The 15,874-nt window shown below is 57.4% G+C and carries 12 protein-coding genes; 11 read left to right on the top strand and 1 reads right to left on the bottom strand.

The features are described from left to right. The first annotated feature begins 236 nt into the window (after positions 1-236). The 11 genes from JRJ26_18450 to JRJ26_18400 all read left to right on the top strand — a co-directional run bounded on the left by JRJ26_18450 (position 237) and on the right by JRJ26_18400 (position 14,176). Positions 237-1,826: an ABC transporter substrate-binding protein gene (locus JRJ26_18450; protein MBW2059475.1), complete on the top strand. Its 1,590-nt coding sequence runs from the start codon at positions 237-239 to the stop codon at positions 1,824-1,826. A gap of 147 nt (positions 1,827-1,973) precedes the next feature. Continuing rightward, entirely contained in the window at positions 1,974-2,930 is a 957-nt protein-coding gene (locus JRJ26_18445; protein ID MBW2059474.1) for an ABC transporter permease, read from the top strand. Positions 2,931-2,947: 17 nt separating this feature from the next. After that, positions 2,948-3,775 carry an ABC transporter permease gene (locus tag JRJ26_18440; protein MBW2059473.1) on the top strand — a complete coding sequence of 276 codons (828 nt, stop codon included), beginning with the start codon at positions 2,948-2,950 and terminating at the stop codon, positions 3,773-3,775. Between the two features lie 30 nt (positions 3,776-3,805). After that, positions 3,806-5,434, top strand: a complete 1,629-nt coding sequence (locus JRJ26_18435; GenBank protein ID MBW2059472.1) for an ABC transporter ATP-binding protein — start codon at positions 3,806-3,808, stop codon at positions 5,432-5,434. Between the two features lie 215 nt (positions 5,435-5,649). After that, on the top strand, positions 5,650-7,152 hold the full coding sequence (locus tag JRJ26_18430) for a DASS family sodium-coupled anion symporter (GenBank protein ID MBW2059471.1): 1,503 nt from the start codon (positions 5,650-5,652) through the stop codon (positions 7,150-7,152). Between the two features lie 203 nt (positions 7,153-7,355). Then, positions 7,356-8,447 carry an extracellular solute-binding protein gene (locus JRJ26_18425; GenBank protein MBW2059470.1) on the top strand — a complete coding sequence of 364 codons (1,092 nt, stop codon included), beginning with the start codon at positions 7,356-7,358 and terminating at the stop codon, positions 8,445-8,447. Positions 8,448-8,540: 93 nt separating this feature from the next. Further along, positions 8,541-9,731, top strand: coding sequence for a pyridoxal phosphate-dependent aminotransferase (locus JRJ26_18420; GenBank protein ID MBW2059469.1), 1,191 nt, complete (start codon positions 8,541-8,543; stop codon positions 9,729-9,731). Further along, on the top strand, positions 9,728-10,801 hold the full coding sequence (locus tag JRJ26_18415; GenBank protein ID MBW2059468.1) for an ABC transporter ATP-binding protein: 1,074 nt from the start codon (positions 9,728-9,730) through the stop codon (positions 10,799-10,801). Before JRJ26_18420 ends, JRJ26_18415 begins: the two co-directional genes overlap by 4 nt. A 25-nt stretch (positions 10,802-10,826) precedes the next feature. Beyond that, the gene (locus tag JRJ26_18410) at positions 10,827-11,726 is read left to right on the top strand and encodes an ABC transporter permease (protein MBW2059467.1); all 900 of its coding nucleotides are present in this window, start codon (positions 10,827-10,829) and stop codon (positions 11,724-11,726) included. Positions 11,727-11,735: 9 nt separating this feature from the next. Then, on the top strand, positions 11,736-12,551 hold the full coding sequence (locus tag JRJ26_18405; protein MBW2059466.1) for an ABC transporter permease: 816 nt from the start codon (positions 11,736-11,738) through the stop codon (positions 12,549-12,551). Between the two features lie 161 nt (positions 12,552-12,712). Beyond that, entirely contained in the window at positions 12,713-14,176 is a 1,464-nt protein-coding gene (locus JRJ26_18400; protein MBW2059465.1) for a trimethylamine methyltransferase family protein, read from the top strand. 56 nt (positions 14,177-14,232) lie between these two features. Here the strand turns inward: JRJ26_18400 and larA are convergent, their stop codons facing one another. Next, a complete protein-coding gene (gene larA / locus JRJ26_18395; protein ID MBW2059464.1) occupies positions 14,233-15,501 on the bottom strand; it encodes a nickel-dependent lactate racemase in 1,269 nt (422 codons plus the stop codon). Positions 15,502-15,874 lie beyond the last annotated feature (373 nt).

Below are 15,874 nucleotides of genomic sequence, written 5' to 3'. Positions count from 1 at the left end.
AAGGTTCGCGGGTGGGGAATTCCTGCCCCTTCCCCGCTCTAAAGGCGGGGCTTTCCCCTTCCCGCTCACCCTTGATGGGTACCCCACCGCTTCCGCAATGTCGCTCGGAGGCAAGGGTGTTCTCCAAAAGTCAGGAAACTCCACACCCGGTCTTTTCCTTGACATATTCATAGTGCTTGGCTACAATGGCCATGGCAAGCAACAGGGGGGCAAAAACAACATGAGGAGGGGAGACTATGTCTAGGCTCAGAGAACTGGAGGACCTATTGTCTAGAGGGAAGATCAGCCGCCGTGAGTTCTTGGCTCGGGCCTCTGCCTTGGGCGTTGCGGCAGCGATATCTCCATCGCTGCTGGGAGGGATAGCTCACGGGGCGGCTCCAAAGAAGGGGGGACGTTTGAGAGTCGGTTGCACCGGGGGGTCGACCACGGACTCTCTCGATCCTGGCAGGCTTACGTCGAATATGAACCAGTTTATCAACTTCCAGATAAGAAACTGTCTGGTCGAAATCGATCACAACTACAATACCATTCCCGAACTGGCTGAAAGCTGGGAAGCCTCCCCGGATGCCGTCACCTGGAGATTCAAGCTCCGCAAGGGGGTTGAGTTTCACAACGGCAAGACCCTCGATGCCGGGGACGTCGTGTTTTCCATCAATCATCACAGGGGCAAGGAGTCGAAATCCGCTGCCAAGGGGATCGTCGACCCCATCGAAGACATCAAGGCCGACGGCAGGTATACCGTGGTATTCAAGCTGAAGGGCGGCAACGCCGACTTCCCCTATATCATGAGTGACTATCACTTGACGATTGCTCCTGCGGGCACCTCCGGAGCCGAATGGGAGAAGGGAATAGGGACAGGGGGCTACATGCTCCAGGACTGGGAGCCGGGGGTGAGGGCCTTTACCAAGCGGAACCCCAACTACTGGAAAGCGGGACGGGCTCACTTCGACGAGGTGGAGACCCTCAGCATCGTGGACGTCAACGCTCGAACCAATGCCCTTAAGACCGGCCAGATAGACGTCATGGACAGGTGCGAGCTGAAGACCGTTCACCTGCTCAAGAGGGTCCCGAACATTCAGGTGGTAAGGGTTACAAGTACGACTCACTATACCATGCCCATGCGGACCGATTTTTCTCCCTATGACAACAATGACGTCAGGCTTGCCCTCAAGTACGCCGTCGATCGCGAGCAGATGCTGAAGACCATTCTCAGGGGCTATGGTGCCCTTGGCAACGACCATCCCATTGCTCCGATCCAGCGCTACTACGCCTCGGAGTTGCCGCAGAGAAGGTACGATCCGGACAAGGCCAGGTATTATATGAAAAAGGCAGGGGTGACGGGACATACTTTCAAGCTCCATGCCGCAGAGGCCGCCTTTGCCGGGGCGATCGACGCGGCCATCCTCTACAGGGAAAGTGCTGCGAAGGCTGGCATAAAGATCAAGGTCGTGAGGGAACCGGATGACGGGTACTGGAGTAACGTATGGATGAAGAAGGAGTGGTGCATGTGCTACTGGGGAGGGCGTGCCACCCCGGACTGGATGTTTTCCACCGCCTATGCTGCGGATGCCAACTGGAACGACACCTTCTGGAAGAACGAGAGGTTCAACGAACTGCTTGTGAAGGCCCGCGCGGAGCTTGACGATGCCAAGCGGCGCGAGATGTACGTGGAGATGCAGCGGATCGTCTGTGATGAGGGCGGAGTGGTTGTTCCCATGTTTGCTGATATTGTTGAGGCTGCAACAAAGAAGCTCAAATTCGAAAACTTTGCGGGAAGTATGGAGCTGGACGGCATGAAACTCGCCGAGCGCTGGTGGTTCGCCTAGTCGAGAAGCTCAGAGTCGCAAGTAGAGATCGACCGGTCTTCCCCGCCTCCTTTTTCTGCGGCGGAGGGGGCGGGGCGGATTAGCGGTGAATCTTCAAGATGGGGGCGCAAGCTAGAAGAAGACGAGAAAGGGATCGAATAGGAGGAGATGAATAGCCTTGCCGGAATGGTGGTCAAGCGGATCGGCCTTGGTTTCATGACAATCGTCGTGATTTCCGTGCTCATCTTCCTTGGCGTGGAGGCGCTTCCAGGCGATCTGGCCCAAGCGGTACTGGGGCAACAGGCAACCCCCGAGACGGTTGCGGCCTTTCGCAAAGAGCTGAAGCTCGATCTCCCTCCCCATGTGCGGTATTTCCACTGGCTTCGGGGTTTCCTGAAAGGCGATCTAGGCCGTTCATTGGCCAATGGCCGGCCTATCGCCGACCTTATCGGCTGGCGTCTCTCAAACACCCTTTTCCTCGCGGCATCGGCAGCGGTAATCTCCGTACCGCTGGCGATTATCCTCGGGATGCTCGCTGCTCTTTACAGGGACAGCCTTTTTGACCGGATCATCAACATTACGACCATCAGCTCGATCTCCCTCCCGGAGTTTTTCATCGCCTACGTTCTGATCGCCGTGTTTTCGGTGCACTTCAATTTCTTCCCCAGCATTTCCGACATAAGTGACGATATGTCCTTTGGCCAGAAGGTGTACAGCATTGTGCTTCCGTCTCTGACGCTCACTCTCGTCGTGGTGGCCCATATGATGAGGATGACCCGGGCTTCCATCATCAACGTCCTTTCGAGTCCGTACATCGAGATGGCGCAGCTCAAGGGCCTGTCACGGGGCCGGATCATCGTCTATCATGCCTTTCCGAACGCCCTTGCGCCGATCATCAATGTTGTCGTCCTGGATCTGGCCTACCTCGTTGTGGGAGTGGTGATCGTCGAGGTGGTTTTCGTCTACCCGGGGCTTGGGCAACTCCTCGTGGATTCGGTATCGAAACGGGACCTCCCGGTGGTCCAGGCGAGCGGCCTTATCTTTGCCGGTGTCTACGTGATGCTGAATCTGGTTGCGGACGTGCTGGCCATGCTGAGCAACCCGAAACTTAGAAGTCCGAAATAGGGCCGAGAAGGGAGAAAGTGTTTCTAAGATTTCTCAGAAGATCCCCCTTGAGCGCAAAGATCGGGCTCGGAATCGTCCTGCTCAACGTGGTGGCCTGTGTATTGGCACCGGTCCTGTCCCCTTACGGTGAAACCGAAATCGCCGCCGATGTCTGGCTGCCTCCGAGCAGAGCCAATCCCCTGGGTACCGATCAGCTGGGACGGGACATGCTTACCCGTTTGCTCTATGGTGCGCGCAACACCATATCTCTGGCCCTTGTCATAACGGTACTCTCCTTTTCCATCGGGATTATCTCGGGCTTTCTTGCAGGGGTGGTGGGGGGCTGGGTCGACCAGTTGCTGAGCCGGGTGGTGGACATCATCATGGCCTTTCCAACTCTGATCTTTGCCCTGATGATTCTTTCGGTGCTCGGGACGTCCCTACCGATTCTGATCGCGGTGATCGCGATTCTCGACTCTACGCGGGTATATCGCCTTTCCCGGGCCCTGGGCATGGATATCGAAGTCATGGAGTACGTGGAAGTGGCCCGGCTGCGCGGTGAAGGGCTGTGGTGGGTGATGCGGCATGAAATCCTGCCCAATGCCTGGCCGCCTCTGCTGGCTGAATTCGGCATGCGCTTCTGTTTCGTCTTTCTTTTCATCGCTGCCCTGAGTTTCTTGGGCCTCGGCATCCAGCCGCCCACGGCGGACTGGGGAGGCATGGTACGGGAGAATGCCGGGGCGATTACATTTGGAATCCTCACTCCCATATGGCCTGCAGGATCGATTGCATTCCTGACGATCGGGGTCAATCTTGTGGTAGACTGGTTTCTTTACCAGGCCGGCCTGTCGCGGGATCAACTTTGACCGTTCTTGCAGCCTTTGCGAGGGAACGCGGTGGCGCCGCTACTGACTGTCGAACACCTGACAATAGAGGCCTTTGATGACGGGCGGTGGAAGCCGATTGTCAACGACATAAGTCTGACCCTTGAGCGGGGCGAGGTGCTCGGTCTGATCGGTGAATCCGGTGCGGGTAAATCGACCATCGGGCTTGCCGCCATGGGCTATACACGGCCGGGCTGCCGCCTGGTCTCCGGTTCGATTGTTTTCGATGGCATCGAAGTGACCGGTCTGTCGGAACAGGCAAGGCGACAGCTCAGAGGTACCCGTATCGCCTATGTAGCCCAGAGCGCCGCTGCCTCGTTCAACCCCGCGCATCAGCTCATCAAGCAATTCGCGGAAGCCCCTGTTCAGCACGGCCTGATGAGTTTCTCTGAGGCGGAGAAGAGGGCCGTTGAACTCTACCGCCAGCTTGAGCTTCCTGAACCTGAAAGGATCGGTTACCGTTATCCCCATCAGGTCTCCGGCGGCCAGCTACAGCGTGCCATGGTGGCCATGGCCCTGGCCGGCCGCCCGGATCTCATCGTCTTTGACGAACCCACCACCGCCCTCGATGTCACCACCCAGATAGAGGTACTGGCTGCCATTAAGCACGTCATAGAACAGTTGAATACGGCGGCCATCTACATCAGCCATGATTTGGCCGTTGTGGCGCAGGTGGCCGACCGGATGATGGTTTTGCGATACGGCAATCTGATCGAAGAAGGTCCTACCAGGGAGCTCCTGGAGCGTGCCGAGCAGGATTACACGAGACGGCTTCTGTCTGTCCGGACTCTCAGGGGGGAAAAGGAGCAGGCCGGCAGGTACACCGATGTTGTTCTGGAAGTCGAAAGGGTTTCAGCATGTTATAGGAAGGGCGTCAAGGTTATAGACGATGTCAGTCTGAGAATCCGCCGCGGCAGGACCGTGGCCGTGGTGGGTGAATCAGGGAGCGGAAAGACCACCCTGGCCCGGGTGATAACCGGCCTGCTTCCGGCCTTGGAGGGGAGAATCGTTTTTGCCGGGGAGGAAATGCCCTCCCATTTGCGGCTCCGGAATCGCGAGAGTCTGAGACGACTGCAGATGATCTACCAGATGCCCGATACGGCTCTCAACCCCCGGCAGAAGGTGAGGAAGATCCTGGGGCGTCCCCTGGAATTCTATTTCGGGATTAAGGGGAGCCAGAAGGAGGAGAGAATCGGAGAGCTTCTCGATATGGTGGAACTCTCGGAGAAATACATAGACCGGTACCCTCCGGAGCTGTCAGGGGGCGAGAAACAGAGGCTCTGCCTCGCCCGGGCCCTGGCGGCCAATCCTGATCTGATCATCTGCGATGAGGTTACTTCGGCTCTGGACGCCCTTGTGGCCGAGGAGGTGCTGAAACTGCTCCAGCGCCTTCAGGACGAACTGGGTGTCTCGTATCTCTTTATCACCCACGACTTGGCCACCGTGAAGGCCATAGCAGATGAAATGGTCGTCATGTTGCGGGGGAGAATCGTTGAACAGGGGTCAAAACGGGAAGTTCTGACGCCGCCCCACCATGAATACACGGGCCTCTTGCTCTCTTCCGTACCGGAGATGGATCCGGACTGGCTTGACAGTCTCCTGGAGGCACGGGAAGCTCGCCGGGAACCCATTTCCCCCTGACGTGGGAAAAGGGAGTACATCTCCAGAACCACCGGAATAATCCCTTCACAGAGGCTTTTCGCGTCTCTTCAGCCGACGATTCCCCAACCGGCAGAAGGAGAGAGCATGGATAGGCGGCGGGGAGTCTTCGGAGATGCCCGATTGGATGGCGATTCCAGGGGATGTCTGGCAGGTTTTGTTCTCCCTTGGGGAATTGATCGATCCGGGAGGGAAGGATGGACTGGCAGGAGCCCATTTGGCCCGAGGGAGGTGGGCAGGGGGCCGACAGGGATTCCAAGAGGATCCGGTTTCTGGCGGCCGCCCTGGCCCTCATGGCAGTCATATATGTACTCCCGACTCCTCCACCCCTTGAGCGGGGCGGGAAATTGATCGAACTGACCGGGCCGGGCAAAGCCTGCATAGCGGTTCTCGCCTTTGCCGTTGTCCTTTGGATTACCGAGGCGCTTCCTTTTGCTGTGACGTCCCTTTTTGTGGTCCTCATGATCCCCCTTCTTGGGATCGCCGACTACAGGACAGTGGTGCGGCTCGGGTTTGGAGATCCCATCATAACCTTCTTCATCGGCGTGCTGATCCTGTCCGCCGCATTTGGCCGGTCCGGGCTCGGGGCACGCCTGGTCTACCACATTCTGCTCAAGGTCGGAGACAGGACGGACAGGGTGGTTCTCGGGTTTCTCTTTGTAGGGGCCATGCTCTCCATGTGGATAACCGCCATGGCGGCGGCAGCCATGTTGCTGCCCCTGGCTACATCCATCCTGAGAGATGCGGGGGTAAAGCCATTGAAAAGCAATTTCGGCAGGGCTCTTATGATCTCCTGCGCCTGGGGCCCCCTCTTTGGAGGAATCGCCACGCCGGCTGGAGCAGGCCCGAATCCCATTGCTGTCAGCTACCTGAACAGGCTCGCCCATATTGACATCTCTTTTGTCGCATGGATGTCGATCGGCTTGCCGGCCACTCTGATGATGATTCCCCTGGGATGGCTCCTCCTGTTGAGGATGTTTCCTCCAGAGATGGAGAGGCTGCCCGTTAAGGCCACGGAAATCAGGAAAAAGCTGAGAGATCTCGGTCCTCTCAGGCAGGCTGAGATCAAGACCCTGGTCATCTTCCTCATAACCGTGTTGCTCTGGTTGACGGGTCCTGCCGTGAAGGCGATGACCAGGGGCGCTGTCACTCTTCCGATTCAGGGTGTGGCTCTCTTCAGCGGCATGGCCCTGTTCCTACCGGGGGTCAGTGTGCTTTCCTGGAAGGAGGCTGAGCACGACGTGGACTGGGGAGGGATACTGCTCATCATTGCAGGCCTGTCCCTGGGAATGATGGTATACGAGACAGGGGCCGCCCGGTGGCTTGCCTGGATACTCATCGGGAGGATCGGATCGGTCCATTTCGTGCTCCGGCCCCTGATGATTGTGGCCGTAGTCGCCCTGCTCCATCTGGTCTTTTCCAGCAATACCGTCACAGGGACGATAATCATCCCGATCCTGATAGCCCTGGCCCAGGACCTGGGACTCGATGTGTGGCTCATCTCGGCACCGGCGGTCTTTACCTCCTCACTCGCCTTCATCCTCGTCACGGAGACGCCTACCAATGTGATCCCGTACACCTCAGGGTATTTTTCTATCAGAGACATGGCAAAGGCCGGAATCTTCATGACGGTGATCGCGGCTCTCTGTGTCTGGGTCTCCATTCTTGGCATAGGAACTCTGACAGGGGCATACAGGTGAGGCCTGGTCGGTTGAGAGACTGCCCCGCCACTTGTGCAATGTCGCTCGGGGACAAGGGTGTTCTCGAAAGCCAGGAGACTCCAAATTCCCCGGTCCTTGACAAAGGCGGCCCCATTTGCTAGAAAGCAGAAGGATTTCGACGGGAGGAGGTGATGAGTCGGAGGTACTAGGTAGAAGCGGTATTCCATTAGAAGGAGGGAGACATGGGAAAAAAAGGTCTGCTGATTTTTCTCGCTTTGGTTTTCGTCTTTGGACTCCTGGCCGGGCCTGGTCTGGCCGCAGATGATTTGAAACGGTTCAAAGGGCAGAAGATCACCGTCACCTGCTGGAGCGGTCCCTACACGAATGACTTCAAGAAAGCCTACGTGGAGCCTTTCATGAAGGCGAGCGGGGCGATCGTGATCGTATCTCCGGGATGGGCGGAGTTCATGTCGAAGATAAAAGCGTCCCCTGAGGACAAACCCCCGTACGACGTTTTCATGGCTGACGGGTGGAACTATATCGCGGCCATGAACATCCATAGGCTGCTCCCCATCAGGAAGGAGAACATCCCCAATGCCAGGGACATCTATCCCGAACTGCTGAAACGGGAGGCATGGGTGAAGGGTTACGGGGTTCCCTTTGACGGGGGGATCTACCTGCCCATCTATGTACCGGGGAAGGTCCACTTCACGCCTGACTCCTGGAAGGATCTCATGAGGGAAGAGGTCTCAGGAAAGCTCAGCCTGGACCAGACCTTCTATTACGGGCTCTACGCCTCGGCTTTCATCTCGGACAAGGAGCCCGGCGTACAGGAACTCTACTCCAAGGAGGGAATGGATGAGGTCTTCAGAATCAGCGCCGAGTTGGCGACCCACGTCAAGAAGTTCTACAAGGGGGGAGCTGAGCTCTTTCAGCTCATAAAGACCGGCGAGGTGGTCATGGGTACCTATTACAGCGGGGGTACCTTCTCTGAGATGAACAAGGGCACGAACGTCAGGATGGTCTTCCCGAAAGAGGGGGCCGTGGCCTGGATAGGGTACCTGACCGTGATGAAGGGGACCAAGAACCGGGATCTTGCCGAGGCATTCATCAACTGGTGTATCGCACCAGAGAACCAGACCCACTTTGCTCAGATAAACGGAGGATGGGTCTCAAACACAAAGGCCAAGATCGCTCCGGCACTCAAAGGTGTCGTTCCCTCCAGCAACGAAGAGTTCAAGAAAACCTTCTTCTTCGACTGGGACCTCCTGAACAAGCAGTGGGGAGAGCTGGAGGAACGGTGGAAGAAAGAGGTCCTTTCCAAAGCCCAATAGGGACTTACCGCCGTGGGGGGGGCGAGGGGCTCTCCTCCCTCTGGCGGGTTCGGCCACTTGAGGGCGCGGGATGTTCCCGCCTGGATGGCCCCCATGAAATACGCGAGTCGAATGAGCCGTATGGAGACCGATACGGCTTCTGCTTTTGAGATCTACGATCGAGCCCAGGCCTTGGAAGCCGAGGGGAGAGACATCATTCACCTCGAAATCGGGGAGCCTGATTTCGATACCCCGGAACACATCCGTGAGGCAGGCATCGAAGCCATCCGCCGGGGATTTACCCACTACTCTTCGGGCGCGGGCATGATGGCCGCGAGAGAAGCCATCGCCCGATTCGTCGCCAGGGAGAGAGGGATCGAGGTGACCCCGCAACAGGTGATAATCACACCGGGCGGGAAGCCCGCCCTCTTCTACGGTGTCTGCTCGTGCGTGGATGAGGGGGGGGAGGTGATCCTGCCGAGTCCGGGATTCCCGGTCTACGAGGCCATGGTCCTCTTTGCAGGGGGGAAACCGGTCCATCTTCCCCTCCGTGAGGAGATCGATTTCGGGTTCGACATCGAGGAGTTGCGGGCCCTCGTTACGGACAGGACCCGAATGATCATCATCAACTCCCCGCAGAATCCCACAGGAGCCGTCCTTACCGGAAGCCAGCTCGAGGCGATAGCCGATCTCGCGACGGAGAGGGATTTCTTCGTCCTGGCCGATGAGGTCTATTCCAAGATCCTTTACGACGCTACCTATCAGAGCATAGTGGGTCTTCCCGGAATGGCGGAACGAACGATCCTTGTCGACAGCTTCTCAAAGGCCTACGCCATGACCGGTTGGCGGCTGGGCTATGCGGTTGCTGCCGAGGAGACGGCCCGTCACATTGCAACACTCATGGTGAACAGCAATTCATGCACGGCCTCCTTTACCCAGATTGCGGGGATCGAAGCCCTGAGGGGTCCCCAGGACTGCCAGACCCGGATGATCGAGGAGTTTCGAAAGAGGCGGGATTTTCTGGTGGAGGGGATAAACCGCATCCCCGGGATCAGTTGTCGCACCCCACAGGGGGCGTTCTACGTGTTTGCCAACATCTCGAAGTTGGAGATGGGCTCAGCCCTTTTTTCCAACCGCCTTCTCGAGGAGGCGGGTGTGGGAACCATGCCGGGGATCTCCTTTGGGCGACATGGAGAGGGGTTTGTCCGCATCTCGTACGCCAATTCCCTGGAAAGGATCGCCCGGGCATTGGAGAGGCTTGAGGACTTTGTCCGGGCAGACGGACACAGGACGGGACGGCCATGATCGACGTGGAGCTTATCCACCTTACCAAGCGGTTCAGAGAAGTGGTTGCAGTCCAGGACATGTCTCTTGAGGTGAGACACGGTGAGTTCCTGTTTCTCCTGGGCCCGAGCGGATGTGGGAAGACGACGACTCTGAGGATTATCGGAGGTCTTGAGGATCCAACCGAAGGGATCGTCAAGATCAAGGGAGAAGAGGTGACCGGCAGGCCTCCTGAGAAGCGCGACACGGCGACTGTCTTTCAGAACTGGGCCCTCTTTCCCCACAAGACGATCTTCGAGAACGTGGCCTTCGGCCTGGTGATGCGGAAGAGACCGAAAAGGGAGATCACAGAGAAGGTCCATGCCTATCTCGAAATGGTGAACCTCGTAGGATATGAAGAGCGCTACCCTGCCCAGCTGAGCGGGGGGCAGAGGCAGCGGGTGGCTCTTGCCCGCGCCCTGGTTGTAGGACCGGCGGTCTTGCTCCTGGACGAACCGCTGAGCGCTCTCGATCTCAAGCTCAGGCAGCAGATGAGGTTCGAAATCAAGAAGATTCAGAAGAGCCTCGATGTCACCACCATATTCGTCACACATGATCAGACAGAGGCCATGGCGATGGCCGACCGCATTGCCGTGATGAGGGACGGCCGTGTGGAGCAGATCGGCTCTCCCCGCGAAATCTACTACCAACCGAAATCCAAGTTCACCTCGGATTTCATCGGTGAAACGAATTTCCTGGAGGGGACGGTGGTGGGTATAGAGGGTGAGAACGCCGTGGTCGAGCTTTCAGAAGGTATCCCTTTGAGAGTCCGTCTGACCACCGACAATCCCCCTACCGGGAGAATCCTGGTGGCTGTCAGGCCGGAGCACGTCTCCCTGAAGAGGGAAGCTCCCGAGACCGGCATGAATGCACTGGAAGGGCGGATCGTCGACGTTACTTTCCTGGGGCCCACCCTGCGCTTCCACGTAGAGTTGGGAGGTGCGATGATAGTGGTTGATACGGTGGGGGACTGCCGGTCAGAAAGGTATCGCCTGGAGGAAAGGGTGTACCTGGAATTGGATCCGGCGAGCTGTTTCCTTCTACCTGCTTGAAGCCTGGGAAGCTTGAGGGGTCTGGATGAAACAGGACAGGCGCTCCGTAGAATTGCTGGAGATTGGGCTCGGGCTCTACCGGAGATACCGGTTCCTCTTGATTTTTCTCCCTGCCCTGCTTATCGTCGGTGTCTTCTTCTTTATTCCTATTTTCACCCTTCTTAGAGTCAGCTTCTATGAAAATGTGGGTATGGGGGTCTATCGTCCTGCCTTCACCTTTGGGGGCTACGTCAAGTTTCTGACCGATCCTTTCTACGTGAGGGTGATTCTCTTCACCCTCAGGATCGCTGTCATGGTCACCCTGATTGCGCTTGTGGCGGGTTATCCGGCGGCCTACTATGTTGCCAGGGCATCGGGGGCGAAGAAAATCCTCTGTCTTCTCATGATCATCATACCCCTTTGGACCAATCTCATTGTCAGGATCTACGGGTGGTTCGTGATCCTGGGCCGAAAGGGGCTCATCAATACGCTGCTTGTCTCTCTCGATGTTGTTCACGAACCGCTCTCCATGGTTTTCACCCCCTTCTCCGTGGTGATCGGGCTTCTCGATGTGGTGTTTCCGTGGGTTCTCCTCATCCTGGTCTCCGTCATGGAGGGGATCGACTGGTCGATTATCGAAGCGGCGCGGGATCTGGGAGCCAGCCGGGTTCGTAGCTTCTATGAGGTGACCTTCAAGCTGACCATTCCAGGAGTGGCCGTTGCCGGGCTTTTTGCCTTTGTGTGGGCCATGGGGGAGTATGCCGTGCCTTCGCTGCTTGGCTCGTCTGCCCAGCGGACCATTTCCATCGAAGTGGCGGACCAGATACTGAACGTCCTAAATTGGCCCTTTGGAGCGAGCATCGCCTTTACGCTCTTCACGATGACGGCGATCGTCCTGGTGGTCAGCAATAGAATCTCACAAAAGGGGGCCCGTTATTTGCGGTAGAGGGTTTGCATGAGTCCCGAAGAGAGAGTGAAGCGGTTTGATCTTCCCGGTCTGCTGTTGCTTCTGGCCACGGTTTCGGTCTTTGGGTTCATTCTCTCGCCCATCTGGATCACCGTGGTGGTCTCCTTCAATGCAGGCGACTACATCATTTTCCCACCTCAGGGATTTTCCCTGAGGTGGTACAAGGCCTTTGCCACGGACTACATGTGGATGATGGTCTTCAAGAACAGCCTCTTGATCGCCCTTCCAACCATGCTGGTTTCGACCACTGTCGGCGTGTTGGCGGCCCTGGGTCATATGAAGCGGCGGTTCCGGGGGAGAAACGTGATCAATCTCCTCATCATGATGCCCTTTCTGGTGCCGGGTATTATCATCGGTATCAGCCTTCTCATGTTCGTCCACAAGATCGGACTGGCAGGGACTTACGCGGCCGTTGTCGCCGGTCATTCCCTGTGGGGGATTCCTACGGTCTTCCTCCTCGTTCAGGCGGTCCTGGCAGGCTACGACTTCAACGTGGACGACGCGGCTAGAGATCTGGGGGCCGGGCCGATCAAGACGTTTTTTCTCATCACCCTTCCACGGATAAAAACGGGAGTCCTTACGGCGATGATCTTCTCGTTTATCACCTCTTTCGGCGAGTTCTCCATCGCCCTTTTCCTCACGGCTCCTGACACCATGACCATGCCCGTGCAGATCTGGAACTCGCTCAAATACGAGGTCTCCCCCATTGTCGCCGCTGTCTCGACGGTGATGATTCTGACGACCCTTTTGGGAATCGGTATAGGGGCGAGGTTCATCGGCGTGAAGACGATCAGCAGGATTTAGAGTATTCCGGCTGGCGCTCGGGCCCGGTTTCAGCCCCCTCGGAAATCGGGGAGACCGCGGGTTTTCCTGTCGATTCCGAGAGATCTGCCCGGCAAAGCCGAGACTCTTTTGGAATGAACGGTGGGTTTGTCATTCTAGGTCGCCAAAGAGAGGAGTTGCCCATGCTGGAGAAGATCAGGCCAAAGGTCGCTGTCCTGTCCAAAGAGATGATCGAAAGGGTCATCGATGAAGCCTGCGAAATTCTTGAAAGGGTCGGTGTCTCTGTGATCAACGCCGAAGCCAGGCGCCTTCTCGGTGAAGGGGGTTGCCGAATCGGAGACCGTGTCCGGATACCGCGAAAGCTCATAGAAGAATGCGTGGAGATGACGCCCTCTGCGATCCGCGTTTTCGACCGGGACGGTGGAGAGGCTCTGGACCTGGAGGCAGACAACGTGTACTTCGATCCCGGCTCATCCGTACTCCAATTTCTCGACTACGAGAAAATGGAAGTGCGAAAGCCTCTGACCCGGGACTATGTCGACTTTACCAGAGTCACCGCCCAAATGGAGTACATCAAGGCCCAGAGCACGGCCATGGTCTGCGCGGACGTCTCCGAGGAGATTCTTGACAGCTATCGTCTCTATCTCTCTCTGGTCTACTGTCACAAGCCCGTTGTTACGGGCATCTTCAGGAAGGCGAGTCTTCCCTTCATGTTCGAACTCCTAGAGACCGTCAGAGGAGGGGGCCGGTCCCTCCGCGAGAAGCCCCTTGCCATATTTGATGCCTGCCCCTCTCCTCCCCTCAAATGGGAGGACCTCACAGCCCAGAGCCTCATCGACTGCGCGAGAAGGGGCATTCCATCGGAACTGGTTTCCATGCCCCTTGCCGGTGCCACGGCGCCGGTCACCCTTCTGGGGGCCGTTGTCCAGCATGCTGCAGAATCTCTGTCAGGGATCGTCATAGGACAGATCGCCGCTCCCGGTGCTCCCCTTATCTGGGGAGGATCTCCGACCATTTTCGACATGAGGGCTGGGACAACCCCGATCGGAGCGGTTGAGACGATGATGATCGATACGGCCTATGCCCAGGTAGGCAAGCACCTCGGGCTCCCGACCCATGCCTATATGGGTGCCAGTGACGCAAAGCTTATCGACTTCCAGGGGGGATTTGAATCGGGGATGGGGATACTCATGGCAGGCCTGGCAGGTATCAATGTGGTATCTGGAGCGCGGATGTTGAATTTTGAGAACTGCCAGAGCATGGAGAAGCTTGTTCTCGACAACGAGCTCTGCGGCATGGCATACCGGCTGATCGACGGGGTCTGCCAGAGAGACGAACCAATCGCCCTGGGCCTGTTTGAGAGACTCGAGAACCTCCGTGACGGTTTCCTGGCAAACGATCACACCCTAAAATGGTACCGAGCGGAACAGCAGGCCCCGGGGCCTGTGGTGGATCGCTCCTCCGGGGATCTGGGGAGCCTCGCCGGAAGGCCCTCGGCTGCTGATCGAGCCAGGGAGAGAGTCAGGGAACTCCTGGCCGGAGAAGACCCCCGACCTCTGGGGGATGATCTGGAGAGGGAACTGACCCGGATTATGGAGAGGGAGGCGAGAAGGTATGGTATGGGCCGCCTCCCATCCCGGGTTTGAAGGTTCCATTGGAGGGATTTCTCCGGGCGGCCTCGGGAGGCACACCGGAATCAGAGCTATGGTTCTTGGTGGGATTTCCCTTTCAGCACAGGGACATGGGAACCGCCCTGGGGAAAGATCCAGGTGCTGAAACGGGACGGCAGGTATTTGCGGGCCTCTTGGAGCCCCTCATCAGGGGTGGAGGCCGGAATCATGGCAGCCCTCCTCACCGAAGCGTGGGCCAGGGAAGAGACGAGGACTATCCTGATTCTCTCTGCCGTCTTTTTGAGGCAGAGGGCCACGTAGCCCGGGATCGAGAATTCCTTCTCCAGGCGCGCTCTGGTTTCGACGAGATCCTCTCCGTCGAACCATTCAAGTAGTTCCTCGGGGCCGAACCCGTCCCGGCACTCTGCCAGGAGCATCATGACTCCGCCATCTCTCACCACAGGTGAGATATTGTCCACCGCCTTCAAGGATTGGTAGAGGTTGATATCATCAGGGTAACCGCTGGCACTTGCGATCACAAGATCAGCCTGGCCCTCGACTTCAGGGCAGAAGACCTCCCTGACAAACCCGCATCCTTCCTCATGGGCTTTCTGCCAGTGGCCGACAAAGAGGCGAGCGATTTGGCCCGATTCGTTGCAGACCACATTTATAAGGAAACAGGGGTCAAGCAGCCGGGCCGCGTCGAGCATCTCCTCGTGGACGGGATTCCCGTCGAGAACACCGAGGCCACACCTGCTCGACGAGAGGGCGATCTTGTGATTCCTTTGAAGGGTCTCAAAACCCGAGATTCCCGGAAGAACGGCCTTTCTGCCCCCGGAGAAGCCCGAATAGGGATGGAACTTTATGGCCCCGGTGAGGATCACGTTTTCGGCCTCAACCGCCCTCTGATTGAGAAGTACTGGATTGCCGTACCGTGTTTTTCCCACCTCGACGAGGTGCGCCCTGTCGTGGCAGTCGTGTTCCATGATTTCCACCCGGCCGAAGACATCCTCTCCGAAAAGGACTCTGATCTCGTCCGGGCTGTGCCCCCCGTGGTTTCCCCGGCCGATGACCAGGCTTATATCACTGTCTCTGACGCCCTCCTTGTTGAGGTAGTCCAAGAGGGAGGGGAGAAAAATAGGGTACCGGACGAGTCTGGTCTTGTCCGAGGTCACGACCACGACACGTCCCTTTTTCAGACAGTCCTTCAGGGGTGGAGAGCCGATCGGTTGGTTCAACCCCTCAAGAAGGGATAGGGCCGGCTCATTCAAAGGGGGAACCGGCGGCATCCTGACAATCAGGGCCTTATCCTCCACCCGAACCTTCCGCGTTTCGCGCCCGTAGGCGAGTTCTATCTCCATTCTTCTCCTCTGTATGGATCGTGGAATTCGGCAAAAAACTATCCCCATGAGGGTGATGATGTCAAGGCAGAGGGGTCAAGTCTCGTTTTGAGTCTTGCTCTGGTTCTTCCGTGAGCCATGCTGGCATGTCGATACAACTTCAAAGGAGGCTCTGACCGTGGGAGGCAGGTCGACGAGAAGCAGGAGCTTTCCTTGAGAAACGGGGATACCCTTGGAAGTGAGGACACCTTGAGATTTCGGCTTTGAAGGGTGGCAGAACTACTCGATGAGCTATTTGCGTTGTCAGCAGAGTCATATGGGGAGGGATTTTTCGGGGTTTGAGGGAACGAGTTTACCCCATGGTTTGGCCATAAGGGGGTTTTTTTGTGGGTAT

Source organism: Deltaproteobacteria bacterium (assembly GCA_019308905.1).
Classification (GTDB): Bacteria; Desulfobacterota; BSN033; order WVXP01; family WVXP01; genus JAFDHF01.
This window is presented reverse-complemented; position numbering and strand designations above follow the sequence as displayed.